Origin of the sequence: Bacillus sp. YC2, from assembly GCF_019891195.1 — a bacterium.
Classification (GTDB): Bacteria; Bacillota; Bacilli; order Bacillales; family Bacillaceae; genus Bacillus.
Window position 1 is genome coordinate 1 of the sequence record NZ_JAHXDO010000007.1, and the last position, 23,210, is coordinate 23,210.

The following is a 23,210-nucleotide window of genomic DNA, read 5'->3' on the forward strand; positions in this document are numbered from 1 at the left end:
ATTGCGCAATCTTACGATAAAGGCCCGATTTTTTATGACACACAGGCAGAGCAGGCATACATTGATTCATTGCAGGCAGCGATAACAGACCTTGAAGAGATCGGCGGATTCTTACATCAAATCGCGGATGACTTTAAGGAAAAAGATCAAATGCTGGCAAACTGGTTACGTTTATAGGAGATGATTTTCATGACGACATTAGACAAGCTTCTGGAACAAAAAGATGACCCCATGAGAAAAATGCTTCAGCGGCAAATGCTGAAAACAGGAATGACGCAAGCAGCAAACACGAAGTTACAGACTGTGCGCAGTGCTTTGAAACCGAAGTTCCAGATGAGCGCCATTCAGGAAGAATTAAACGAGGTCTATACAGCGCTTCTTTACAGCTTTGAGGGAAAGGCTCAAAAAGCGATGGCAGAACGGATCAGTGAGAGTGCTCAGCAGATTGTTCGCACTGAGGCAGAAGGGGAAGCTTTTGTGAATAGTTTTAGGACGAGATGAGAGTAATAGACGGGACCGCCGCCCGTCTATTTTTTTGTCCATTTTTCGAAGGCTATACGCATCTATTAATGACGGATATATTTTAGCAAAAAGGTGTCCGTTTTTAAAAGTGACTTCTCAATTATTTCCGAAGAGGCCAATCCGCAACTAACCTCGCAGTTACTAATAATGGGAAGAAATTTTCGATGAACTGTGCGGCTTTGATAGTCGTGGGTATTACTGGTTGAGGAGGTGGTCGGATGTCCCCAAATAAAATCTACACGTATAATATTGGAGCTGATACCTTGATAATCTCGCCATCTCTTATAAAAAAACGAGGGATGCGGCGGCTTAATGTAGACACCACTTCATAGTTGATCGTATTAAGCATTTCAGCAACTTCATCAACGGAAATCTCGGCTCCTTTTTGCTTACCGTAAATCACGACTTCTTCCCCTTGTTTACCTTCACTGTTCTCTCCTAAACTGACCATGATCATATCCATTGTTACTCTTCCCGCTACCGGCACTCGTTTTCCGCGATGAAGAACAAATCCGCGATTGGAAAGGGCACGAGAATAGCCGTCAGCATAGCCGATCGGAAGTGTAGCAATTGCTTCATTAGGTTCTGTGACATATGTAGCACCATAGCTAACGGTTCGGGGTTCTGTCCGCATGGTTTTGACATAAGCGATGCGCGCCTTTAAACTTAGCGAAGGTTCAAGTTTAACGAGATTTAGTTGTTTAATATAGGCTGAAGGATATAAACCATATAAGCCGATACCTAAACGAATCATGTCAGCGCTAAATTCCGGAAAGGCGATAGCTGCAGCCGTGTTGCACATATGCACGGTGGGCAGCTCAATCCCCTGTTTTTTTAAAAAGCTGAGAAAACTGATAAATTTTTCGTGCTGCAGCTTTGTGAGTGTTGTGTCTGGTTCATCAGCTGTCGAAAAATGTGTGAAAATCCCTGTCCACCTGAGGAATTCGCTTGCCTTTAGGGCTTTCACTACTGCTATAAGTTCTTCCTTTGTGCGTACACCTAATCGTCCCATGCCGGTATCCACGTTAATATGAATAGTTAGCTGATTAGCACTCGCTTCTTTTTCCAATATCTCGTTTGCTTCTTTAATCCAATCAACCTGAAATGCTGATAATGTTATATTCCAAGCCGCTGACTTCTTTACACAACTAAGGGACGTAAAACCAAGCACAAGGATAGGTGCTGTAATCCCTGCTTTTCGTAAAACGATTCCTTCCTCCACACTGGCAACAGCGAGCTCACTCGCCCCATGTTCCAATGCATGGCGCGCCACTTCTACAGACCCATGACCATAAGCGTTCGCTTTTACGACAGCCATAATTTTGGTCTTATTTGGAATATGATGGCGAATCGCTCGTAAATTTTTTTTAATGGCATCAAGATTTACTTCGATCCAAACTTCTCGGCAGAGCTTTTTCATCAATGCTACCTTCCTTCTTATAGGATAGTAAACCGCCGTTCAATAAATTCCGTAACATCAATGGTTGGATGCTTTCAATCTAATTTTTATTCCGCTTTAACTGAAATCATTCAACAGCAAGCCTTCAATTTAACGAGTTTGAAATCATCAAGCAAATAAAGTGATACATGCGGCTTTAGGTGAAGATTGATGGCGAGTGAGGATATCAGATCGTACATTTTAATCATCATACGTAACCTTCACCTTTTCATATGTGATTGTTTTGGGAATGGCAGGCAGCACAAGGGGGACATAAGTGCTGTTATACATTAGCGGAGGGTGCTGCATAGCGGATGATAGGCGCGGGGAGCGCATATCCTCCACATGAACGCAGCCTTAACTAAAACGATTTCACAACATTCTGATCTGAAAATTGGCGGCCGATCATTTTCGACTGGCTTACAAGGTTGTTTTCGATGACAATTCCGGTATTTAAACCTCCGGATCCATACGCTGTTTTTGAAGCGCTTAAAGGGCTGATGGTAAACGCGCCGCCGACATTGACAACTCCGTTTCCTGATACGTTGTTAATATGAATAGGGAAATCGGTCATGTTATTTTGTCTCCTTTCCCTGCAATCTACTAACTATATGTACGCATTCTTTCTAAATAGGATTAAACGGAGCGGCAAAAATTTTGAAAAAATAAAAAGACCGGCTTTCCTGCAGCCGGATGAAGGGAGATATTCGGAGTCATCATCATATCGTTTTTGTTACGTTTTGATCTGAATATTGGGAGTTTACTGAATTTGTTGTGCTGAACAAGTTATTTTCGATGACAATTCCCGTATTAGAACCCCCGGACCCGAAGACGCTTTTTGATACGGTTAACGGACTTATTGAAAACGCGCCGCCGACATTGACAACTCCGCTCCCGGAAACGCTGTTAATATTAATAGGAAAACCAGCCATCATATACGGTCTCCTTTCTATTAATCTATTAACTATATGTACGCTGTCATTTTGAATAAGATTAAACAAAGCGGCAAAAATTTTATGGGCGATAAAAAAACTGCCGGAATTCCCGGCAGTTTCTTCTATGTTTACTCCTCAAACGGCACCCAGCCGCGTGTGTTTTTGATCATTTCCCATAACGGATCAGGGAGGCGGTATTTTTCTTTTTCAGAAGCTTTGATGACTTTTTCGATATCTTGTTCTCGGCCTTCCTTAATCTTCACTGCCCATTCAGGATCAATTAAGATGACGCGTCCCAAAGCCACTAATGGAATTCCGCTTTCAATCACTGCCAGTGCTTCATCTGCAGTATAGATGGAACCGACTGCAATCAGCGGCACTTTTTGACCGACACGTTCGTTCAGTAAATCCATTCGGGTCCGTGTAACATCTGCCCCGCGGCGTGCTTTAGAATTGACGTCCATCAGGGAAATATGCAAGTAATCCAAGTTTTTTTCCGCGAGCGCATCAACAAGCGTGAATGTTTCAGTCATTGTAAGGCCCGGCGTTTCCGGCTCTTCCGGTGACAGGCGGTAACCGAGCACAAACGGATCCTTCGCGTGTTCGGCGATCGCTTTTTTGGCTGCGTCAACAACGGCAAGCGGAAAAGCTAATCGTTTCTCAGCGCTTCCGCCCCAGCGGTCTGTGCGCTGATTTGTTTTCGGGGAGTAAAATTGCTGAATTAAGTAGCCGTTTGCCCCGTGAATTTCTACGCCGTCAAAACCTGCTTCAATCGCTCTTCGTGTCGCTTCGCCGAACGCTTTTACGATATGTTCAGCCTCTTGTTCAGTGAGGGCGCGGGCTGTTTGACTGCCGTTTTCTTCTGCACCGCTCGGACTGACGACGTCTTCATTCGGCACGAGCTCAGGAGGGCATTCCAATCCGCCGTGGTGGATTTGGACAATGGCCTTTGCTCCTTGTGATTGAATGGTCTCGGCAAGTCTGCGCAAGCCGGGAATGTGGGAATCATCATGGATGGCAGGCTGGCCCGGAAACGCTTTGCCGTCCGGTGTTACGTTTGCGCATGCCGTAATGACCATGCCCATCTCTTTTGAACGTGGGGTAATATAGCTGATTTCGCGGTCAGATATCGTACCGTCTTCATTGGATGAATAGTGGGTCATCGGTGCAACCGTGATCCGGTTTGGTATGGTGACGCCGCTTTGAAACGTAAATGGTTCAAACAGCGGTTTATATTTTTGCTTCATTATTTCGCCTTCTTCCTTGGGAGTTTGACTCGACAGTATTCTAGCCTATGTTTGAATTGTGTGCAATTAATTTGCTTATGCTTCTTCTGCATCTAGGACCAGTTCAGCCATTTAAGCGTATGGAACGGTTTTCTGCGCTCTTTTTCAGGGTCCGTATAGCCGCCTGAAATCTGATGGCCGATCGAGCTGAATATCACAGCAACAGCGAAGAGGAGGAGGATTTTTTTCATATTCATATCTTCTTTCATATCATTTACAAGTTATTTATAAGCATACGCCTGCTGAAAAATCCCGTCAATTTGTTTTCGTTATTCTTTGTTATACTTTCCCGCGGCGAATATCGTTCCGATCTGAATCACAACACTTAATAGAGCACAAACTGCCACAACTGTGTTGCTGTCCATAGAAGACACCCTCCTTTTTCTTAGGTTAATGCATCATATGACAGCTGTCTCTGTTTTGACAAAACCGTAATACGGTGTTTCATTTTTTTCAACACGAAAAAGCGCTTTTTTCAAAAAGCGCCGTCACGTCTTTTTCAGCCGATGCAAAGCGATTTGAACGGCGATTGCGTCATCCAAATAGCCGATCGGAAACATATAATCGGGGATCACATCTGTCGCCAAAATAAAATATAGCAAAGCGCTTCCGAGGATGGCGCGATCTTCGGGCGGGGTCGATTCATCCATATATTGAAGGTGCATCTCCTTTAAATGATCAATAATCGGGCCGACACTTCCTTCGTCATCCATTTTTTTTTGAAACTCTTCACAAATGAGGCGATGGCCCTGCTGGGTTTTGGCATATTGCTCATATCTGGTCAGTTCACGCTCAATTTGTTCTTGCGTAAAAGGCTTATCAAACATTTCGGCCATATTGAGCATATCCTGAATCGCTGTCAGCGGGTCTGGGGATGGCGTTTCTTTGTCATTTCCGATATCTATGCCGGACGCTTCAAGTAATTCTTCGAGCGAAATATGCAGATGTTTCGAGAATTCCTGAAGGTGCTTTAAGTTTGCTTTTTGCTTTCCGTTAATAATGCGGGAGATGGTAGCTGTATCAATGTTTGTCAGTGTGCTGAGCTTTCTCATTGAGAGTGAGTTCTCTTCAAGCAATGATTTTAAAAGGAGGCCAAGGTCTTTGTTTCTTTTCTCTGTCAATGGGTGTCACCTCGTTTCCGCAGGTATGATGATAAATGATCAACAAATTGATGAATAACGGGTACCTTTCCTGAGCAGCTGAATAGGATAGTGTAGATTCAACAGCATGACGTGTTGAAAAGACATCAAAGAATGGAGAGGGAATACATGGCTTGGTTATTGATTTTGGGATTGGCAGTATCATCAAGCATCGACAATTTGGGTGTGGGGATGTCTTATGGAATCAGAAAAATAAAAATACCACATGCAGCAAATATAATGATCGCGTTTATCTGTTTTTTATTCAGCTATATCGGCATTTATTTCGGAAAATGGATTTCGGCTATTTTACCAGGCATTCTTCCCGTATTGCTGGCAGCCTTTATTTTATCCGTCATCGGCATCCGTATCATCCTGCTGGCCGTTCCGAGAAAAAAACAAGAAACAGCGCGTATTGATGTTTCGTCAAAAAAAGAAGGCCGTTTTTCCGGTTTGTTGAAAAACCCGGAGGCTGCTGATGCCGATGGCTCAGGAGTAATCGGCATGCTGGAATCTATGGTTCTGGGGGTAGCCGTATCTGCAAATGCGCTCACAAATGGATTAAGCGCGGGATTAATCGGGCTGTCTCCTGCCGCGATTTCCATCACCGCTGCTGCCGGAAGCTTCCTTACTATATGGATCGGCTGTACGCTGGGGAAAAAAGCCGCGTCATTGCGGATCGGATCCTTTCATGTCGGGCAGTTCAGCACGGTGTTCAGCGGAGCCATTATTCTTATCATTGCCATTAATACACTGCTCTTTTAAGTTGTCCCGTTCATTCTATGAAACACGCAAAATAAATATGAACGGTTTCTAAAGAGGGAGCGCTATGCGCCCCTCTCTTTTTGCGGAGAAGCCATTTTTTCAAAATGAATAGAAAGTCGTCTGTTTCCGTTAAATTTTGCATATGCAGCCTTCCGATAGAGCCTTTTTCATAGACTGATCAGCTTGCTTTCTTTCTAACTTCAGGTAATCAGCGGGTCTTGCAGCCCTCTTCTAAAATGTGGAAAAACGCTGGGTGAAAGGAGGCGCCCTTTACAAAACGGCCATTCTGTTCAAAGATTAAGCCGAACAAGAAAACGAGGGGTGATCCAGTGAAGTCTGTCATTCTGCTGATCTTCACCGCATGGCTGTTATCAGGCTGCGATTACACCGCGGAGGCGGATTCAGCACCGTCATTTACACAGGAAGGGATCTACATCAAAACAAACGGCCAAGATACGATAACAGTGGAAATAGACGGTGAACGGCAAAAGGTCAAGGTGCCCCCGGCAAAGCGATTTGACTGTCAGTCTCTGCCTGAACATACGGCGGTGCAAATCACCTATAAAAAAGAGAGCAGCGGACAACTGCGTCTTGAGGAAATGAAAAGAGAAAACAACAAGTGAAAATGGGGGAGGAAAAAACGTGAGGTTACTAACGAAAAGCGCTGCCGCATTCGGTGCGGCTTTGCTGCTGCTTGCGCCGTCAGTCTATGCGGCCGAACCGATACAAGGGAAAACCATCTATATTGACGCCGGACATGGCGGCGGGGACAGCGGGGCATCCGGCAGCGGATTATTGGAGAAAAACGTGAATGTGGCGGTTTCGAATCGAGTCATAGCCAAACTGGACGCAGAAGGCGCAAAACCGGTAGCTTCAAGAACTGACGATACCTTTTTAAGCCTGGACGAGAGAGTGGCAAAAGCAAGCGCCAGCCAATCGGATTTGTTCGTCAGCCTGCATGCGAATTCAGGTGTATCATCAGCGGCGGGAACGGAAACGTATTTTAATTCGGCATATGAAGGAGCAAACAGCGAAAAGCTTGCTTCAGAAATTCAGCATCAGCTTGTCTCGTCCTTGGGCACGAGAGACAGAGGTGTAAAAGAAGCGCCTTTTTATGTCATTACATATTCGAAAATGCCGAGTGTGCTCGCTGAATTAGGCTTTATCACAAATCCTTCAGATGCGGACAAGCTGAAAAACAACAGCGGCCAAGAACATGCCGCCGATGCCGTCGTTAACGGAATCGAAGCCTATTATGAAAATCAGTAAATGTAAAAATTGCGTAAATGGCGCCCTCCTTTTATGCAAAACGATTATAATATAGAAAACCGATGACAAACATCTGAGGTGACATATGACAAATATCTTTGCCCATCGGGGGGCGTCGGGACACTACCCCGAAAATACAATGCTTGCTTTTACAAAAGCGATTGAGGCGGGCGCGGACGGAATCGAGCTTGACGTACAAATGACAAAAGACGGCCGCATCGTTGTCATTCACGATGAAGCACTTGACCGAACCACGACGCTGAAAGGCTTTGTGAAGGATACGGCTTATGAGAAAATCAGAACTGCCAGTGCAGCCGGCAAATGGAAGGATTCCTTTAAAGGCGTCAGAGTGCCGCTTCTGTCAGATGTGCTGCGTTTGGCGGAAAAGGCCGACTTTCTGATCAATATAGAGCTGAAAAACAGCATATTCCATTACGAAGGAATGGAAGAAGAAGTCATTAAGAAGGTCAGGTATTACGGACTGGAAAAACGCATTATATTTTCTTCCTTTAATCATGAAAGCATGGCGCTTTGCCATACGCTTGCACCCGATATTGAAAGAGCGGTGCTGACAATGGATGTGATTCACCAGCCCGAACGGTACGCGGCAGCGATTCCGGCTTCAGGTTATCATCCGAAGCTTGGCACGCCGGCTGTCAGCGCGGAAGCCGTGAAACAGCTGGCAAAGAATCAGGTGGCGCTGCGGCCGTTTACCGTCAACCGTCCGGAAGATATGAAATGGCTGATAAAGGCGGGAGCCGATGCATTTTTTACAGATTACCCTGAGCTGGCTGTTTCTGTAAGGCGAGAATGCGGCAAATAAGAAGACTGTTCATGCAGTCTTCTTTTTTTATAGGCAAAAAACATAACACCATCTAAGGCTTCATATAATCAAACAGGGCGTTTTATGTAAGCGTTATCTTTATCTTGATGAAAGTGAGGCAAAATTGTGGGGAAAACGGTAATCGTAAGTGCGGCTAGAACGCCGTTTGGAAAATTTGGAGGGGCATTAAAAGAAGTAAAGGCGGCAGAGCTTGGCGGCATTGCTATAAAAGAAGCAATGAAACGCGCCGGTGTCAGTACCGGGGAAGCAGAAGGAGCCGTCATGGGAATGGTCGTTCAGGCTGGAGCGGGCCAGATTCCGGCGCGGCAGGCTGCCAGGTTCGCAGGACTTCCTTGGTCCGTTCCGGCTGAGACGATTAATAAAGTATGTGCATCGGGGCTCAGAGCCGTCACGTTCTGTGACCAGATGATTCGGGCGCATGATGCGGACGTGCTTATCGCCGGCGGAATGGAGAGTATGAGCAGCATTCCGTACGCCGTGCCGGCCGGCCGCTGGGGCGTTCGGATGGGAGACGGTGTACTTCAGGATTTAATGGTACATGACGGATTGACATGTGCATTTGAAAACGTTCATATGGCCGTTCACGGGAGCCATGCGGCCAAAAAGTACGGCATTTCCCGAAATGAACAGGACAATTACGCCTTGCTGAGCCAGAAACGGGCCGCTGATGCAGCTGATGCAGGCAAATTGGCAGAAGAAATCGTCCCCGTTACTTGGACCGGCAAAAAAGGCAAAGAATACACTGTAGCAGCTGATGAGGGGCCGCGCCCTGATACAAGCCTCGAACAGCTTGCGAAACTTTCTCCTATTTTTACTAAAGACGGAACGGTCACAGCAGGCAATGCTCCGGGTGTAAACGACGGTGCGGGAGCCTTTGTGCTGATGTCAGAGGAAAAAGCTGCAAAGCGCGATGTCAAACCGCTTGCTTCAATTCTCGGATTTGTTTCTGTCGGATTGGAAGCTTCTGAGCTTGCAAGCGCGCCGGGGGAGGCCATCAATCAGCTGCTGAAAAAAACCGGCTATTCGATTGAGGACATTGATTTGTTCGAAGTGAATGAAGCGTTTGCGTCCGTCGTACTGGTGAGTGAGAAAATAGCCGGCTTCAGCCTTGATAAAGTAAATGTAAACGGCGGCGCGATTGCTTTCGGCCATCCGATCGGAGCAAGCGGCGCCCGCATCATCATGACTCTCATATACGAGTTGAAGCGGCGCGGCGGCGGTTTAGGCGTGGCGGCCATATGCAGCGGAGCCGCTCAAGGGGACGCCGTGCTGCTTGAGGTGTACTGAATATCAAGCGAAGGGAGAAACAGATGAAGATGAAAAGGATAATGGTCGCAGGCGCGGGACAGATGGGGGCAGGCATTGCCCAGACTGCCGCAGAAGCAGGGTTTGACGTCATTTTATATGATTGGGAGCCGGCTGCAGTGACAAAAGGCCTTCAATACATACAAAAAAATCTGGACAGAGATAAGGCGAAAGGGCGCAAGTCACATCTTGAGACAGAAACCATTTTCAGCCGCATTTCTCCGGCCGGGCTGGATGAAGCGGAAACAGCCGATTTTGTCATTGAAGCCATAGCCGAAAACAAAAAAGCCAAAGCTGAATTGCTTCAAAAACTAGATCGCATTTGCCAGCCTCATGCCATTTTAGCCAGCAATACTTCCTCTCTTCCGATTACAGAGCTTGCGGCTGTCACGCAAAGGCCGGAGAAAGTGATCGGCATGCACTTTATGAACCCGGTTCCGGTCATGGAACTTGTTGAAGTAATCAGAGGGCTCGCCACATCCGATGAAACGACGGAAACCGTACAGAGGCTTGCCTTAAAGATGAAAAAAACACCGGTGAAAGTCAATGACTTTCCGGGCTTTGTGTCCAACCGTGTATTGATGCCGATGATAAATGAAGCTGTTTTCTGCCTTTATGAAGGAGTTGCGTCAAAAGAAGCGATCGATGAGGTGATGAAGCTCGGCATGCGTCATCCGATGGGGCCTTTAACGTTAGCCGACTTAATCGGCTTGGACACATGCCTTTCCATAATGGAGGTCCTGCACACGGGGCTTGGAGATTCGAAATACCGTCCATGTCCGCTGCTCAGAAAATATGTAAGCGCCGGCTGGCTCGGCAAAAAAAGCGGCCGTGGTTTTTATGAGTATGAAAGGTGACGTAAGTATGGCGAAAATATGCGGGAGGCGGCAGCCGTGCATTTGACGGAAGAGCACATCATGATGAGAAAAATGTTTCGGGATTTTGCCCGTAAAGAAGTCGCGCCGATGGTCGAGCTCATGGAACAAACAGATGAATTTCCAAGCAGCCTGATCAAAAAAATGGGTGCGGCAGGCCTTATGGGAATCCCTGTTCCGGAAGCCTATGGCGGAGCCGGAGCCGACCCAGTGTCTTATATCATGGCGATACACGAAATCTCAAAAATCAGCGCGGCCGTCGGCGTTATTTTATCGGTTCACACATCAGTAGGGACAATCCCGATTCTGCATTTCGGGACAGAAGCCCAAAAACAAACATATATCCCCAAACTGGCTGCGGGGGAGTATGTAGGCGCGTTTGCGCTCACCGAGCCGCAATCCGGATCTGACGCGGGCAGCTTAAAAACAACGGCGATGCGAAGAGGCGGCTCTTATATTCTTAACGGCTCAAAAATATTTATTACAAACGGCGGAGCGGCAGATCTGTATCTCGCGTTTGCCTTGACAGATCCGGAAAAAGGGAGAAAGGGCATATCTGCTTTTATCGTTGAAAAAAGCACACCAGGCTTTCACATCGGAAAAAAAGAAAAAAAGCTGGGGCTTTTGGGCTCCAACACGGTTGAATTGCGATTTGATCAAGCGGAAATCCCCGTTGAAAACAGGCTTGGAGAAGAAGGAGAGGGTTTTTCAATTGCCATGAAAAACCTTGACGTCGGACGGATCGGCATCGCGGCTCAGGCGCTCGGCATTATAGAAGCGGCGCTCGGCTGTTCTGTTGAGTATGCGAAAAACAGGACGCAGTTCGGCCGGCCCATCGCCTCCAATCAGGCAGTCTCATTTAAGCTTTCTGAAATGGCTGTGAATGCCGAAGCGGCGAAACTGTTAGTCTATCAAGCCGCTGATCTGTACCAGCGGGGACTTCCTTGCGGAAAAGAAGCATCAATGGCGAAGCAATTCGCGTCTGATGCAGCGATGAAAGCAGCGACGGAAGCCGTTCAGATTCACGGCGGCTACGGCTACATGAAAGATTATCCGGCAGAACGTTTATTTCGGGATGCGAAAGTGACACAAATCTATGAAGGTACAAATGAAATTCAAAGACTGATTATTTCAAAGTATCTTCTTCAATAATAGCAGAAAAGGAGCGAAATCATGGAATCATATTCTCCCGGTTTAGAAGGCGTCATCGCAGTGGAAACGGGGATTTCTTTTCTTGATACACAAAAAGGAAACATTTTAATCAAAGGCCATGATCTGATTGAACTTTCTAAAACGAACAGCTACATGGATATTGTCCACCTCTTGCTGGCAGGCAGGCTTCCTAATCCAAAGGAAAAGGCGGTGCTGGAGGGAAGCATTAAACGCAGCGGGCGAATTCCTGAGGAAATCTTGCAGATCTGCCGGCTGCTGCCCCGAGGTACTCACCCGATGGACGGATTGAGAACGGGACTCTCTGCACTTGGGGGCTTTGACAAAAACCTTGACGGCCGTTCGCCTTCTGAAAATCAGCACCGAGTCTGTGAGCTATTGGGGAAAATGCCGAACTTAACGGCAAACAGTTATCGCGTTATAAACGGTCTGGAACCTCTGGCGCCGGTCGAGTCGTTATCATACAGCGCAAATTTCTTATACATGATTACAGGAAAAATACCTTCATCGCTTGAAGAGGATACTTTTGACCGTTCCCTCATCTTATACAGTGAGCATGAATTGCCCAACTCAACGTTTGCCGCCCGCGTCATTGCATCCACTCAATCAGATATATACGGCGCTTTAACCGGAGCTGTCGCGTCGCTGAAGGGAAATCTTCACGGCGGAGCGAATGAGGCAGTCATGTATATGCTTCAGGAAGCGAAGGATAGCGACGGATTCGTACAACTATTAACTCAAAAGCTGGCAAAGAAAGAAAAAATCATGGGCTTCGGCCACCGTGTCTACATGAAAAAAATGGACCCGAGAGCGCTTATGATGAAAGAAGCGCTGAAACAGCTGTGCGATCTTTCCGGCGATGACCGTCTATATGACATGTGTGAAGCCGGTGAAAAGGTCATGCTGGAGGAAAAAGGCCTTTATCCGAATTTAGATTATTACGCCGCACCCGTCTATTACATGCTCGGCATTCCGATTCCGCTGTATACGCCTATTTTCTTCAGCGCAAGGACCGTCGGTTTATGCGCTCATGTGATGGAACAGCACGATAACAACCGGCTTTTCCGCCCGCGTGTCCGCTATACCGGGGCGCGCCTGTAAACAGATATGCAAGAGAAAGGAAGAGGAAAAATGACAGCAACCCGAATGGATACGGTGATAGAAGAAATCTCAGATTACGTGCTCCATCAAGAGATTGACAGTTCAGAAGCTTTCACTACAGCCGGACATGTACTGCTCGATACGATAGGCTGCGGCATTCTGGCGCTCAGCTATCCGGAGTGCACGAAGCTGCTCGGCCCGATTGTCCCCGGCACCGCCGTTCCGAACGGAAGCAGAGTCCCCGGCACGCCGTTTGTCTTAGATCCTGTCTTGGCGGCTTTTAATATCGGGTGTATCAATCGCTGGCTTGATTATAATGATACGTGGCTTGCAGCCGAATGGGGACATCCGTCTGACAATCTCGGAGGAATTTTGGCTGCAGCTGATTATATATCAAGAGTGCGTCTTGCTGAGGGGAAAGAGCCGCTTACAGTGCGGGATGTCTTGGATGCGATAATAAGAGCGCACGAAATTCAAGGCGTGCTCGCCCTTGAAAACAGCCTGAACAGAGTCGGGCTTGATCATGTTTTGTTTGTCAAAGTGGCAACAACCGCTGTTTGCGCAAAACTGTTAGGCGGTACAAAAGAGGAAATCAACAACGCCGTATCTCACGCATGGCTTGATAATTCAAGTCTCAGAACATACCGACATGCGCCGAACACCGGCTCGCGAAAATCATGGGCGGCCGGTGACGCAGCGAGCAGGGGAGTTTATTTGGCGCTTATGGCATTAAAAGGAGAGATGGGATATCCGACAGCTCTGACCGCCCCGGGCTGGGGATTTCAAGACGTTTTATTTAACGGGCAGGATATAAAGCTTGCCCGCCCGCTTCAATCCTATGTCATGGAGAATGTTTTATTTAAAGTTTCTTATCCTGCGGAATTCCATGCTCAAACAGCGGCAGAATGTGCGGTTTTGCTCCATCCGGAAGTGCAAGACCGGATAGAGGACATCGATCGGATTACGATTCAGACACATGAATCAGCTATCCGGATCATTGACAAAAAAGGGCCGCTTAAAAATCCGGCGGATCGAGATCATTGCTTGCAGTATATTACAGCGGTCGGTTTGATTTTCGGGGATATTACAGCTGATCATTATGAACAGGAAACAGCGTCAGATCCGCGAATTGATATATTGCGCGGCAAAATGGAGGTGACTGAGCATAAAGTGTACTCTGAGGATTACTTAAAGCCGGATAAGCGATCCATATCAAATGCCGTACAAGTACATTTTAAAGACGGCACAAGCACAGAACGGATAGAATGCGAATATCCGCTCGGGCACCGGTTCCGCCGGGAGGAAGCCGTTCCGAAAATTCTCGCTAAGTTTTCAGCTAACATCGGCACTCACTTCTCAGCAAAGCAGCAATATAAGATAGAAGAAGCCTGTAAACACCATGACCGGCTTCAGCAGATGGCCGTCAATGAATTTATGGATTTATTTTGTGTATGAAAAAGGAGGATTACAAACATGACGTGGATCGTCAGCAGGCAATCATCACAAGAGGAGCTTGCAGAACGGTTCCGCACTCTGATGACAGCGCCGGAGCTTTTGCAGATACCTGGCGCTCATGATGCGATGGCCGCTCTTATCGCCAAGAAAACGGGATTTTCCGCGCTGTATTTATCAGGAGCAGCGTACACCGCCAGCAGAGGGCTTCCTGATTTAGGCATCGTCACATCGGCGGAAATGGCTGAGCGGGCAAAAGATTTAGTCCGCTCGTCCGACCTGCCCGTCCTTGTGGATATCGACACAGGCTTCGGCGGTGTTTTGAATGCCTCCCGCACAGCGAGGGAAATGTACGAAGCGCGTGTGGCCGCCGTGCAGATGGAAGACCAGCGCCTGCCGAAAAAATGCGGGCATTTGAACGGGAAACAGCTCGTGCCGATAGAAGAAATGGCGCAAAAAATCCAAGCCGTCAAGCAGGCAGCCCCGACGCTTATTGTTGTCGCAAGGACAGACGCCAGACAGCAGGAAGGAATAGAGGGGGCTTTAAAAAGAGCCGCCGCATATATAAAAGCGGGCGCAGACGCCATCTTCCCTGAAGCGCTCCAATCAGAAAGTGAGTTCAGAGAGTTCGCCGAACAGCTCGGCGCCCCGATCCTCGCAAATATGACTGAATTCGGAAAAACGCCGTATTACAGCGCAGAAGAATTTGCCGAGATAGGCTGTCAGATGGTCATTTATCCGGTCACATCACTCAGAACCGCAGCCAAGGCTTTTGAACGGATATTTCGTCTCATAAAGGAAGAGGGATCGCAAAAAGAGGGGCTGTCACAGATGCAGACGCGAAAAGAATTATATGAAACAATTGCTTACCATGACTATGAAGCTCTGGATGATTCCATTGCCAAAACGATTTTGCCGGACGAGTAAAAAGCCCTTCTTTTCAAGGGCTTTTTTACAGCTTTTTTTTCCTGAATCGGGGGCTTACTTGATTGCGTTTCCGGTCTCTGTACAAAATAAATCCGGCCAAAATATACAGGCCGAACAGAAAAAACGCCAATCCGGCTGAACCTTGAAGAAAAAGTGAGGGAAACGGAGCAAATGTATGTCCGAATAAAGCATCTCTCATCAGTTTAATGCCAAGCGCGGAAACAGCGCCGGGAATGACTAAAATCAAAAGCGCAGCAAGCCGGCTCATATTCAGAAAACCCCTTTATCTTTTATATTTCCTTTATTGTCCAATTGAAAAAATATTTTGTCAAGAGAAGAAAACGTGGTAACATAAGGGTTGTGCAAATTATTGCAACGGAAAATACAGGTGTGCAAATTCTTTCATACAAAGGGGTATCGGGATGCAGAAGGTGCTGATTATAGGTGCTGGTAAAGGAGGCACAGCGCTCTTACAGATTTTGATGAAAACAAAGCTGATTCAAATCATTGCTGTTGTTGATCAAAATTCGGAGGCGCAAGGGCTGAAAGAAGCCGAGAAATACGGAATTGCAACCTCATCAGATTGGAAACCCTACATAACCAAGGAAATTGATATCATCATTCATACAACGGGCGACAAAGCGGTCATGGACGAGCTGCTCCGCGAAAAATGCGAACAAACCATTGTTATGCCGGGAAAATTGGCGTACATGGTATTTCAGCTGATGGAAGAAAAACAGCAGCTCATTCAAATGCTGAAGTCGCAAACCTATAAGCACGACCGGATTTTTAATTCAACACATGACGGAATGATTTTTATTGACGTCAACGAAACGATCATTTTATTTAATCACATGGCGGAAAAAATGGTCGGGGAAAAACGGGAGGACGTCATCGGCCGCCCGATAAAAGAGGTGGTAGCGAATACGAAGCTGCCGCGGATTTTAAAGACGAGAGAACCGGAATACAATCAAAAGCAGCTTCTCGGAAAGCACTTGCAGATAGTCACCACAAGGCTGCCGATCATTGATGTAGGCGGAAAGCTTCTCGGGGCGTTATGCGTATTTAAAGACATTACAGACGCAGTCGAGCTTGCAGAAGAGGTGACAAACTTAAAAGAAATCCGTACGATGCTGGAAGCGATTATTCAATCGTCAGACGAGGCCATTTCAGTTGTGGATGAAAACGGCATAGGCCTGTTAATTAATAAAGCATATACGAAAATGACCGGGCTTTCTGAAAGTGAAGTGATCGGCAAACCCGCCGGCACGGATATTTCCGAGGGGGAAAGCATGCACTTAAAGGTATTAGGGACAAGGCGGCCCGTTCGGGGTGTGAGAATGAAGGTCGGCCCTAATAAAAAAGACGTCATCGTCAATGTTGCCCCTGTGATTGTGGACGGCATTTTAAAAGGCAGTGTCGGGGTCATTCATGACGTGTCAGAGATTAAAACACTGACTGCCGAACTGAATCGGGCGCGGCAGATCATCCGGACGCTGGAAGCAAAATACACGTTCGACGATATTATCGGCACGAGTGAACAGATGCTGGTTGCGCTTGAACAGGCGAAGCTTGGCGCAAAAACGCCGGCAACGATTTTATTGCGGGGGGAATCCGGCACCGGAAAAGAACTGTTTGCCCACGCCATACATAATGAAAGCGACCGAAAATACAATAAATTCATTCGCGTTAATTGTGCGGCGCTGTCTGAATCCCTGCTGGAATCCGAACTGTTCGGTTACGAAGAAGGAGCCTTTACGGGTGCCAGGCGCGGAGGCAAAAAAGGGCTTTTTGAGGAAGCGAATAACGGCAGCATTTTCTTAGATGAGATAGGAGAGCTGACGCAAAATACGCAGGCGAAGCTGCTCAGGGTGCTTCAGGAAAAAGAAATTATCAGAGTCGGCGGCACAAAAGCGATTTCTGTAAATGTCAGAATCATTGCAGCGACAAACGTCAATATTGAAAAGGCGATGGCGGACGGAACATTTCGTGAGGATCTGTATTACCGCATCAACCGCTATCCGATCTCCATTCCGCCGCTTCGGCAGCGAAAAGAAGATATCGAAGCGTTAAGTGTCCGGCTTATTGAAAAAATCAATCAGGATTACGGCCGCAATGTGAAGGGGCTGACCCCCAATGCTTTGCGTGCCTTATCAGCCTACCGCTGGCCGGGAAACGTGCGTGAGCTGGAAAATGTGCTCGGACGGGCCATGATATTTCTGGAGCCGCATATGGAGCGGATTGAACAGCAGCATTTGCCTGTTTTTGAAACGGAACAAAACGAAAAGAATGGCGGCCAAAGTGATTTTCCTGATGTAGAAGGAGAAAAGCTGTCTCAGGCCGTTGAAAAATTTGAAGCTCATTTAATTCAAAAAACGCTTGAAAAGCATAAATACAATCGTACAAAAACGGCAAAGGCGCTCGGCGTCAGCATTCGAAATCTGTACTACAAAATGGACAAGTACGGTCTTGCAAATGACGGCATGCAATAAATTGCAGGGACAGCGCAAGCCGCTGCATGTTTTTTTAAGAGAAGCCGAAAAATGCCTCTTGCTTCATGTGGCACAGAACTTGCATCTGAGTAGAACGGATTCGCACAAGGAAGGTGGTACAAAATGAAGCTGAAAGACCTAATTGAAAAAGCTGCGGCAAAAAAAGCGAAAACGATTGCAGTGGCCCACGCAGCAGATAAAGAAGTGATCCAGGCCGTCAAAATGGCGGCAGAGCATCTGTCGGCGCGATTTTTACTGACGGGTGACAGCGAAAAGCTGAAAGAACTTCTGGCAAACGAGCCGAAGTTCAATGCTGAGATCATACATGCTGATTCACCTGAAGAATCTGCGGCAAAAGCAGTCCGCGCAGTGCATGAAAAAGAAGCGGATATACTGATGAAAGGGAATCTGCCGAGCTCGACCCTTTTAAAATCGGTTTTAAACCGTCAAGAAGGGCTCCGTTCGAACCGGGTGTTATCCCATGTAGCAGTTTTTGAGGTGCCGGACTATGACAGACTGATATATGTCACCGATTCAGCGCTGAACATTGCCCCGTCTCTTGAAGAATTGCGGCATATTCTCCAAAATGCCGTTCATGTTGCGCATTCAGTAGGGAATCATATGCCAAAAGCCGCAGTTCTAGCCGCCATTGAAACTGTTAATCCGAAAATGGAGGCAACGCTGAATGCGGCAGCGATCGTCCAGATGTGCAATAGAGGGCAGATTACCGGCTGTGTTGCGGATGGGCCGCTTGCTTTGGATAATGCCGTCTCAGCAGCGGCGGCAGCGCAAAAAAATATTTCCGGAAGTGTAGCGGGCCAGGCAGACATTTTGCTCGTCCCGTCAATTGAAGCTGGCAATATGCTTTATAAGTCAATGATTTATTTTGCCAAGGCAAACGTCGCGGCCGTCATCTCGGGTGCGAAGGCGCCGATCGCATTAACGAGCAGAGCGGATACCGCAGAAAATAAACTGTATTCCATTGCGCTTGCCATTTGCGCATCACAAGAACAGTAGGAGGAACAAATATGGAAATTTTTAAATATATGGAGAAATACGATTACGAACAGCTGGTATTCTGCCAAGATGAGCAGTCAGGTTTAAAAGCGATCATCGCGATTCACGATACGACGCTTGGCCCGGCGCTCGGCGGAACAAGAATGTGGACATATGAAAATGAAGAAGCGGCGATTGAAGATGCGCTGAGACTTGCAAAAGGCATGACATACAAAAATGCCGCTGCCGGTTTAAATTTAGGCGGCGGAAAAACCGTCATTATCGGCGACCCCCGAAAAGATAAAAATGAAGAAATGTTCCGTGCATTCGGCCGCTATATTCAAGGCTTAAACGGAAGATATATTACAGCCGAAGACGTCGGTACTACTGTTGAAGATATGGATATTATTCATGATGAAACCGACTATGTAACTGGGATTTCCCCGGCATTCGGTTCATCAGGAAACCCTTCTCCCGTCACCGCTTACGGCGTGTACAGAGGGATGAAAGCCGCTGCTAAGGCGGCGTTTGGAACGGATTCTTTAGAAGGAAAAACGATTGCCGTGCAGGGTGTGGGAAATGTGGCGTATAATCTTTGCCGCCATCTTCACGAAGAGGGTGCTTCTCTCATCGTTACAGACATCAATAAGCAGTCAGTTGAACGTGCCGTTCAAGACTTTGGCGCCCGTGCGGTTGATCCTGACGACATCTACTCGCAGCAGTGTGATATCTATGCCCCGTGTGCTCTCGGCGCCGTCATTAATGACAGCACGATTACGCAGCTGAAAGCGAAAGTCATTGCCGGAGCCGCCAATAACCAGCTGAAAGAAGCGCGCCACGGCGATATGATTCATGAAATGGGAATCGTTTACGCGCCGGATTATGTTATCAATGCCGGCGGCGTGATAAATGTAGCCGACGAGCTTTACGGCTATAATGCTGAGCGGGCTTTGAAAAAGGTGGAAGGCATCTATGGAAATATTGAACGGGTGCTCGATATTTCTGCACGTGACGGTATTCCGACTTACTTAGCGGCTGACCGGTTAGCCGAAGAACGAATTGAACGCATGCGCCGTTCAAGAAGCCAATTTCTTCAAAACGGCCAAAGTGTATTAAGCAGGCGATAGGACTTGATCTGGAGGTGTGAAAATGTTCGAACAGGAAAAACGCATTCTCATTCTTAATCCAGGCTCAACATCCACGAAAATTGGCGTCTTTCACCATGAACGCTGTATTTTTGAAAAGACGCTGCGGCACCCCGAGGAAGAGCTGAAGAAATATAACAGCATTATTGATCAATATGAATTTCGTAAATTAAGCATATTGGAGTCTCTGCACGAACAGGGCATCAACATTTCAAAGTTTGATGCCGTTTGTGCAAGAGGCGGCCTGCTTCGACCGATTGAAGGCGGCACATATGAGGTGAATGACGCCATGATATCCGATTTGAAAACCGGATATAACGGTCAGCATGCATCAAATCTCGGCGGCATTATTGCCAGGGAAATAGCGGACGGCTTAAATATTCCCGCCTATATTGTCGATCCTGTCGTAGTAGATGAAATGTCGCCGCTCGCCAAAGTGTCAGGGATGCCCGAAATCAAGCGGAAAAGCATCTTCCATGCGTTAAACCAAAAGGCTGTAGCCCGTCAAGCGGCGGCGTCTCTCGGCAAACGGTATGAACAAATGAAGATGATTGTCACCCATATGGGCGGCGGCATCACAGTCGGTGTCCATGACTGCGGCCGGGTGGCGGATGTTAATAACGGGCTTCACGGAGAAGGCCCGTTCAGCCCGGAAAGAGCCGGAACCGTTCCGGCGGGGGATTTGGTGGAAATGTGTTTTTCCGGCAAGTATACAAAAGCGGATATGATGAAGAAGCTTGTCGGTACAGGGGGGCTCTCCGGTTATCTCGGCACAACGGATGCGATGAAAGTGGAACATCTCATTCAAGCGGGGGATGAAAATGCCCGGCTCATTTATGACGCCATGGCTTATCAAGTAGCAAAAGAAATCGGGGCGGCAAGCGCCGTATTAAAAGGAAAAGTCGACATTATCGTCCTGACAGGCGGATTGGCTTACGGAAAAAGCTTCGTTTCCGCTATCAGATCGTACATAGATTGGATTTCGGATGTATTCGTTTATCCGGGAGAAAATGAACTGCAATCGCTGGCGCAAGGAGCACTCAGAGTGCTGCTCGGCGAGGAGAAGTCAAAACAATATCAGATCAGCGAAGGAGTGAAAACAAATGGCGACTGAATATGATGTGGTCATTCTGGGCGGCGGCACGGGCGGTTATGTTGCTGCCATCAGAGCGGCTCAGCTCGGCTTAAAAACAGCCGTAGTGGAAAAGGAAAAACTCGGCGGAACTTGCCTTCATAAAGGCTGTATTCCGAGCAAAGCGCTGTTAAGAAGCGCAGAGGTGTATCGAACTGCAAAGGAAGCCGCGCAATTCGGCATTGAAACGGAAGGTGTCTCCCTTCGTTTTGACAGCGTGCAAAAACGAAAGCAGGGGATCGTTGATAAATTAGCAGGCGGTGTCGCCCACCTTATGAAAAAGGGAAAGATCGATGTATACAACGGGTATGGGCGTATGCTCGGCCCTTCTATCTTTTCACCTCTACCGGGTACGGTTTCTGTAGAATACACGAACGGCGAAGAAAATGACATGCTGATACCGAAGCAATTAATTATCGCCACCGGTTCAAGGCCGAAAATGCTTTCTGGTTTAGAAGCCGACGGAGAATATATTTTGACGTCAGACGAAGCGCTGGAGCTGGAGCAGCTGCCTCAATCCATGATCATCGTCGGCGGCGGAGTAATCGGCATTGAATGGGCGTCCATGCTGCATGACTTCGGCGTAGACATCACTGTCATTGAATATGCAGACCGGATATTGCCGACAGAAGACCGGGATATTTCGAATGAAATGAAAAACCTTCTGACGAAAAAAGGAATTACAATTGTAACGGGGGCTAAAGTGCTGCCGGATACATTAGAAAAAACGGACGGCGTCAAAATCGAAGCGGAAAAGGACGGAAAAGCCGTTGCCTATCATGCTGAAAAAATGCTCGTCTCCATCGGCCGTCAGCCGAACATTGAAGGGATCGGCCTTGAAAACACCGAAATTGCAGTTGAAAACGGCGCCATTACGGTAAACGAAGCGGGCCAAACAAAGGAATCGCATATTTATGCGATTGGGGACGTCATCGGCGGCCTCCAGCTTGCCCATGTCGCCTCCCGCGAAGGCATCATCGCCATTGAGCATATGGCAGGCCTCAATCCCGCTCCGCTGGATGCTGCGCTTGTGCCGAAATGTATTTATTCAAATCCCGAAGCAGCGAGTGTCGGCCTGACAGAAGAGGAGGCCGCTGCGAAAGGGCACGAGCTCAAAATCGGCAAATTTCCGTTCATGGCGATCGGGAAAGCGCTGGTTTACGGAGAAAGCGACGGCTTTGTCAAAATCGTCGCAGACCGAAACACAGATGATATTCTCGGAGTTCATATGATCGGTCCGCATGTAACCGATATGATCTCAGAAGCCGGTCTCGCCAAGGTGCTGGATGCTACGCCGTGGGAAATCGGGCAGTCCATCCACCCGCACCCGTCTCTTTCTGAGGCGATTGGAGAAGCGGCGTTAAGCGCCGACGGAAACGCGATTCATTTTTAAAAGGAAGAAGGAGGGGTTTGAATGACTACAAACCGCCATCAAGCATTAGGGCTTTCTGATGAAGAAGCCGTTGATATGTATAGAACCATGCTGCTAGCCAGAAAAATCGATGAAAGAATGTGGCTGTTAAACCGTTCGGGGAAAATTCCGTTCGTCGTTTCATGCCAGGGACAGGAAGCCGCTCAGGTAGGCGCAGCCTATGCGCTGAACCGTGACACCGACTACGTTCTCCCGTACTACAGAGATATGGGAGTCGTGCTTGCATTCGGCATGACTGCCAAGGATTTAATGATGTCCGGATTTGCGAAAGCAGCAGACCCGAACTCCGGCGGCAGACAGATGCCGGGCCACTTCGGACAAAAGAAAAACAGAATCGTTACGGGCTCATCGCCTGTTACGACTCAAGTGCCTCACGCAGTCGGCATTGCGCTGGCAGGACGCATGGACAAAAAAGATATCGCCGCATTTGTTACGTTCGGAGAAGGCTCTTCCAACCAGGGTGATTTTCACGAAGGGGCAAACTTTGCCGCCGTGCATAAATTGCCGGTGATCTTTATGTGCGAAAACAATAAATATGCCATTTCAGTTCCATATGATAAACAGGTTGCCTGCGAGAATATTTCTGACCGGGCAGTGGGCTACGGCATGCCGGGAGTAACCGTTGACGGAAATGATCTGCTTGAAGTATATAAGGTTGTGAAAGAAGCGCGCGAACGGGCTTCTAAAGGAGAAGGGCCGACATTAATAGAAACGATCTCCTACCGTCTGACGCCGCATTCCAGTGATGACGACGACAGCAGTTACAGAGAACGTGAAGAAGTAGAAGAAGCTAAAAAACATGATCCGCTTCTCATATACAAAGCATACTTGCAAGAAACCGGGCTTCTCAGCGGAGAAGAAGAAAAAACGATGCTTGATGAGATCATGGCGATCGTAAACGAAGCGACAGACGAAGCGGAGAAAGCACCATATGCATCTCCTGAATCAACGCTTGATCACGTTTATGCGAAGTAGGGAGGAATAC

General features: G+C 47.6%; 24 protein-coding genes and 1 pseudogene. 18 read left to right on the forward strand and 7 right to left on the reverse strand.

Going from position 1 to position 23,210, the window contains the following annotated elements; all coding sequences use genetic code 11:
• Together KY305_RS20050 and KY305_RS12340 are read left to right on the forward strand one after the other, a co-directional pair.
• Nucleotides 1-177, forward strand: a pseudogene (locus KY305_RS20050) (lipase); the annotation flags it as partial.
• A gap of 12 nt (nt 178-189) precedes the next feature.
• Nucleotides 190-501, forward strand: coding sequence for a hypothetical protein (locus tag KY305_RS12340; protein WP_223062793.1), 312 nt, complete (start codon nt 190-192; stop codon nt 499-501).
• A gap of 256 nt (nt 502-757) precedes the next feature.
• On the opposite strand, the gene alr is transcribed toward KY305_RS12340, so the two are convergent.
• The 6 genes from alr to KY305_RS12370 all read right to left on the reverse strand — a co-directional run bounded on the left by alr (nt 758) and on the right by KY305_RS12370 (nt 5,302).
• Entirely contained in the window at nt 758-1,942 is a 1,185-nt protein-coding gene (gene alr / locus KY305_RS12345; RefSeq protein ID WP_223062954.1) for an alanine racemase, read from the reverse strand.
• A gap of 379 nt (nt 1,943-2,321) precedes the next feature.
• Nucleotides 2,322-2,534, reverse strand: coding sequence for a spore germination protein (locus KY305_RS12350; RefSeq protein WP_223062794.1), 213 nt, complete (start codon nt 2,532-2,534; stop codon nt 2,322-2,324).
• A gap of 145 nt (nt 2,535-2,679) precedes the next feature.
• On the reverse strand, nt 2,680-2,892 hold the full coding sequence (locus tag KY305_RS12355) for a spore germination protein (protein WP_223062955.1): 213 nt from the start codon (nt 2,890-2,892) through the stop codon (nt 2,680-2,682).
• 131 nt (nt 2,893-3,023) lie between these two features.
• A complete protein-coding gene (locus KY305_RS12360) occupies nt 3,024-4,142 on the reverse strand; it encodes an NADH-dependent flavin oxidoreductase (protein ID WP_214798965.1) in 1,119 nt (372 codons plus the stop codon).
• Nucleotides 4,143-4,234: 92 nt separating this feature from the next.
• Nucleotides 4,235-4,390 (reverse strand): hypothetical protein, encoded by a 156-nt coding sequence (locus KY305_RS12365; protein WP_316252450.1) that lies wholly within the window; start codon nt 4,388-4,390, stop codon nt 4,235-4,237.
• Nucleotides 4,391-4,669: 279 nt separating this feature from the next.
• Nucleotides 4,670-5,302 carry a helix-turn-helix domain-containing protein gene (locus tag KY305_RS12370; RefSeq protein WP_223062795.1) on the reverse strand — a complete coding sequence of 211 codons (633 nt, stop codon included), beginning with the start codon at nt 5,300-5,302 and terminating at the stop codon, nt 4,670-4,672.
• Nucleotides 5,303-5,449: 147 nt separating this feature from the next.
• Between KY305_RS12370 and ytaF the strand changes: the two genes are divergently transcribed.
• The 10 genes from ytaF (at nt 5,450) to prpB (ending at nt 15,028) form a co-directional block, all read left to right on the forward strand.
• Nucleotides 5,450-6,085 carry a sporulation membrane protein YtaF gene (gene ytaF, locus KY305_RS12375; RefSeq protein WP_396021522.1) on the forward strand — a complete coding sequence of 212 codons (636 nt, stop codon included), beginning with the start codon at nt 5,450-5,452 and terminating at the stop codon, nt 6,083-6,085.
• 329 nt (nt 6,086-6,414) lie between these two features.
• The gene (locus tag KY305_RS12380; RefSeq protein ID WP_223062796.1) at nt 6,415-6,708 is read left to right on the forward strand and encodes a hypothetical protein; all 294 of its coding nucleotides are present in this window, start codon (nt 6,415-6,417) and stop codon (nt 6,706-6,708) included.
• Nucleotides 6,709-6,727: 19 nt separating this feature from the next.
• Entirely contained in the window at nt 6,728-7,354 is a 627-nt protein-coding gene (locus KY305_RS12385; protein WP_223062797.1) for an N-acetylmuramoyl-L-alanine amidase family protein, read from the forward strand.
• Nucleotides 7,355-7,439: 85 nt separating this feature from the next.
• Nucleotides 7,440-8,177 carry a glycerophosphodiester phosphodiesterase gene (locus tag KY305_RS12390; RefSeq protein ID WP_223062798.1) on the forward strand — a complete coding sequence of 246 codons (738 nt, stop codon included), beginning with the start codon at nt 7,440-7,442 and terminating at the stop codon, nt 8,175-8,177.
• A 126-nt stretch (nt 8,178-8,303) separates the two neighbouring features.
• Complete coding sequence (locus tag KY305_RS12395; protein ID WP_223062799.1) at nt 8,304-9,485, forward strand: acetyl-CoA C-acetyltransferase; 1,182 nt, start codon at nt 8,304-8,306, stop codon at nt 9,483-9,485.
• A gap of 23 nt (nt 9,486-9,508) precedes the next feature.
• On the forward strand, nt 9,509-10,360 hold the full coding sequence (locus tag KY305_RS12400) for a 3-hydroxybutyryl-CoA dehydrogenase (protein WP_223062800.1): 852 nt from the start codon (nt 9,509-9,511) through the stop codon (nt 10,358-10,360).
• Between the two features lie 36 nt (nt 10,361-10,396).
• Nucleotides 10,397-11,530: an acyl-CoA dehydrogenase gene (locus KY305_RS12405; RefSeq protein ID WP_223062801.1), complete on the forward strand. Its 1,134-nt coding sequence runs from the start codon at nt 10,397-10,399 to the stop codon at nt 11,528-11,530.
• Nucleotides 11,531-11,551: 21 nt separating this feature from the next.
• Nucleotides 11,552-12,649, forward strand: a complete 1,098-nt coding sequence (gene mmgD, locus KY305_RS12410) for a citrate synthase (protein WP_223062802.1) — start codon at nt 11,552-11,554, stop codon at nt 12,647-12,649.
• A 30-nt stretch (nt 12,650-12,679) separates the two neighbouring features.
• Nucleotides 12,680-14,104, forward strand: coding sequence for a bifunctional 2-methylcitrate dehydratase/aconitate hydratase (locus KY305_RS12415; RefSeq protein WP_223062803.1), 1,425 nt, complete (start codon nt 12,680-12,682; stop codon nt 14,102-14,104).
• A gap of 18 nt (nt 14,105-14,122) precedes the next feature.
• Nucleotides 14,123-15,028 (forward strand): methylisocitrate lyase, encoded by a 906-nt coding sequence (prpB, locus tag KY305_RS12420; RefSeq protein ID WP_223062804.1) that lies wholly within the window; start codon nt 14,123-14,125, stop codon nt 15,026-15,028.
• A 25-nt stretch (nt 15,029-15,053) separates the two neighbouring features.
• On the opposite strand, the gene KY305_RS12425 is transcribed toward prpB, so the two are convergent.
• Nucleotides 15,054-15,296 (reverse strand): DUF2627 domain-containing protein, encoded by a 243-nt coding sequence (locus KY305_RS12425; protein WP_223062805.1) that lies wholly within the window; start codon nt 15,294-15,296, stop codon nt 15,054-15,056.
• 154 nt (nt 15,297-15,450) lie between these two features.
• Between KY305_RS12425 and KY305_RS12430 the strand changes: the two genes are divergently transcribed.
• From KY305_RS12430 to KY305_RS12455, 6 genes are all read left to right on the forward strand, one after another.
• A complete protein-coding gene (locus tag KY305_RS12430) occupies nt 15,451-17,520 on the forward strand; it encodes a sigma 54-interacting transcriptional regulator (protein WP_223062806.1) in 2,070 nt (689 codons plus the stop codon).
• Between the two features lie 123 nt (nt 17,521-17,643).
• Nucleotides 17,644-18,537, forward strand: a complete 894-nt coding sequence (yqiS, locus tag KY305_RS12435; RefSeq protein WP_223062807.1) for a phosphate butyryltransferase — start codon at nt 17,644-17,646, stop codon at nt 18,535-18,537.
• Between the two features lie 11 nt (nt 18,538-18,548).
• Nucleotides 18,549-19,643 (forward strand): Leu/Phe/Val dehydrogenase, encoded by a 1,095-nt coding sequence (gene bcd, locus KY305_RS12440; protein WP_214798666.1) that lies wholly within the window; start codon nt 18,549-18,551, stop codon nt 19,641-19,643.
• Between the two features lie 22 nt (nt 19,644-19,665).
• Nucleotides 19,666-20,775 carry a butyrate kinase gene (gene buk, locus KY305_RS12445; RefSeq protein WP_262417738.1) on the forward strand — a complete coding sequence of 370 codons (1,110 nt, stop codon included), beginning with the start codon at nt 19,666-19,668 and terminating at the stop codon, nt 20,773-20,775.
• Nucleotides 20,765-22,186 carry a dihydrolipoyl dehydrogenase gene (lpdA, locus tag KY305_RS12450; protein ID WP_223062809.1) on the forward strand — a complete coding sequence of 474 codons (1,422 nt, stop codon included), beginning with the start codon at nt 20,765-20,767 and terminating at the stop codon, nt 22,184-22,186. Before buk ends, lpdA begins: the two co-directional genes overlap by 11 nt.
• Before the next feature lie 21 nt (nt 22,187-22,207).
• Nucleotides 22,208-23,200, forward strand: a complete 993-nt coding sequence (locus tag KY305_RS12455) for a thiamine pyrophosphate-dependent dehydrogenase E1 component subunit alpha (protein WP_223062810.1) — start codon at nt 22,208-22,210, stop codon at nt 23,198-23,200.
• Nucleotides 23,201-23,210: the final 10 nt, after the last annotated feature.

Excerpts from the sequence above, each read along its gene's own strand:
- KY305_RS12425 (WP_223062805.1), bottom strand. The coding sequence starts at position 15,296 with ATGAGCCGGCTTGCTGCGCTTTTGATTTTAGTCATTCCCGGCGCTGTT.
- KY305_RS12430 (WP_223062806.1), top strand. The coding sequence starts at position 15,451 with ATGCAGAAGGTGCTGATTATAGGTGCTGGTAAAGGAGGCACAGCGCTC.
- KY305_RS12365 (WP_316252450.1), bottom strand. The coding sequence starts at position 4,390 with ATGAAAGAAGATATGAATATGAAAAAAATCCTCCTCCTCTTCGCTGTT.
- lpdA (WP_223062809.1), top strand. The coding sequence starts at position 20,765 with ATGGCGACTGAATATGATGTGGTCATTCTGGGCGGCGGCACGGGCGGT.
- KY305_RS12390 (WP_223062798.1), top strand. The coding sequence starts at position 7,440 with ATGACAAATATCTTTGCCCATCGGGGGGCGTCGGGACACTACCCCGAA.
- mmgD (WP_223062802.1), top strand. The coding sequence starts at position 11,552 with ATGGAATCATATTCTCCCGGTTTAGAAGGCGTCATCGCAGTGGAAACG.
- KY305_RS12360 (WP_214798965.1), bottom strand. The coding sequence starts at position 4,142 with ATGAAGCAAAAATATAAACCGCTGTTTGAACCATTTACGTTTCAAAGC.
- KY305_RS12355 (WP_223062955.1), bottom strand. The coding sequence starts at position 2,892 with ATGGCTGGTTTTCCTATTAATATTAACAGCGTTTCCGGGAGCGGAGTT.
- KY305_RS12350 (WP_223062794.1), bottom strand. The coding sequence starts at position 2,534 with ATGACCGATTTCCCTATTCATATTAACAACGTATCAGGAAACGGAGTT.
- prpB (WP_223062804.1), top strand. The coding sequence starts at position 14,123 with ATGACGTGGATCGTCAGCAGGCAATCATCACAAGAGGAGCTTGCAGAA.
- KY305_RS12340 (WP_223062793.1), top strand. The coding sequence starts at position 190 with ATGACGACATTAGACAAGCTTCTGGAACAAAAAGATGACCCCATGAGA.
- alr (WP_223062954.1), bottom strand. The coding sequence starts at position 1,942 with ATGAAAAAGCTCTGCCGAGAAGTTTGGATCGAAGTAAATCTTGATGCC.
- KY305_RS12455 (WP_223062810.1), top strand. The coding sequence starts at position 22,208 with ATGACTACAAACCGCCATCAAGCATTAGGGCTTTCTGATGAAGAAGCC.
- KY305_RS12400 (WP_223062800.1), top strand. The coding sequence starts at position 9,509 with ATGAAGATGAAAAGGATAATGGTCGCAGGCGCGGGACAGATGGGGGCA.
- buk (WP_262417738.1), top strand. The coding sequence starts at position 19,666 with ATGTTCGAACAGGAAAAACGCATTCTCATTCTTAATCCAGGCTCAACA.
- ytaF (WP_396021522.1), top strand. The coding sequence starts at position 5,450 with ATGGCTTGGTTATTGATTTTGGGATTGGCAGTATCATCAAGCATCGAC.
- KY305_RS12415 (WP_223062803.1), top strand. The coding sequence starts at position 12,680 with ATGACAGCAACCCGAATGGATACGGTGATAGAAGAAATCTCAGATTAC.
- bcd (WP_214798666.1), top strand. The coding sequence starts at position 18,549 with ATGGAAATTTTTAAATATATGGAGAAATACGATTACGAACAGCTGGTA.
- yqiS (WP_223062807.1), top strand. The coding sequence starts at position 17,644 with ATGAAGCTGAAAGACCTAATTGAAAAAGCTGCGGCAAAAAAAGCGAAA.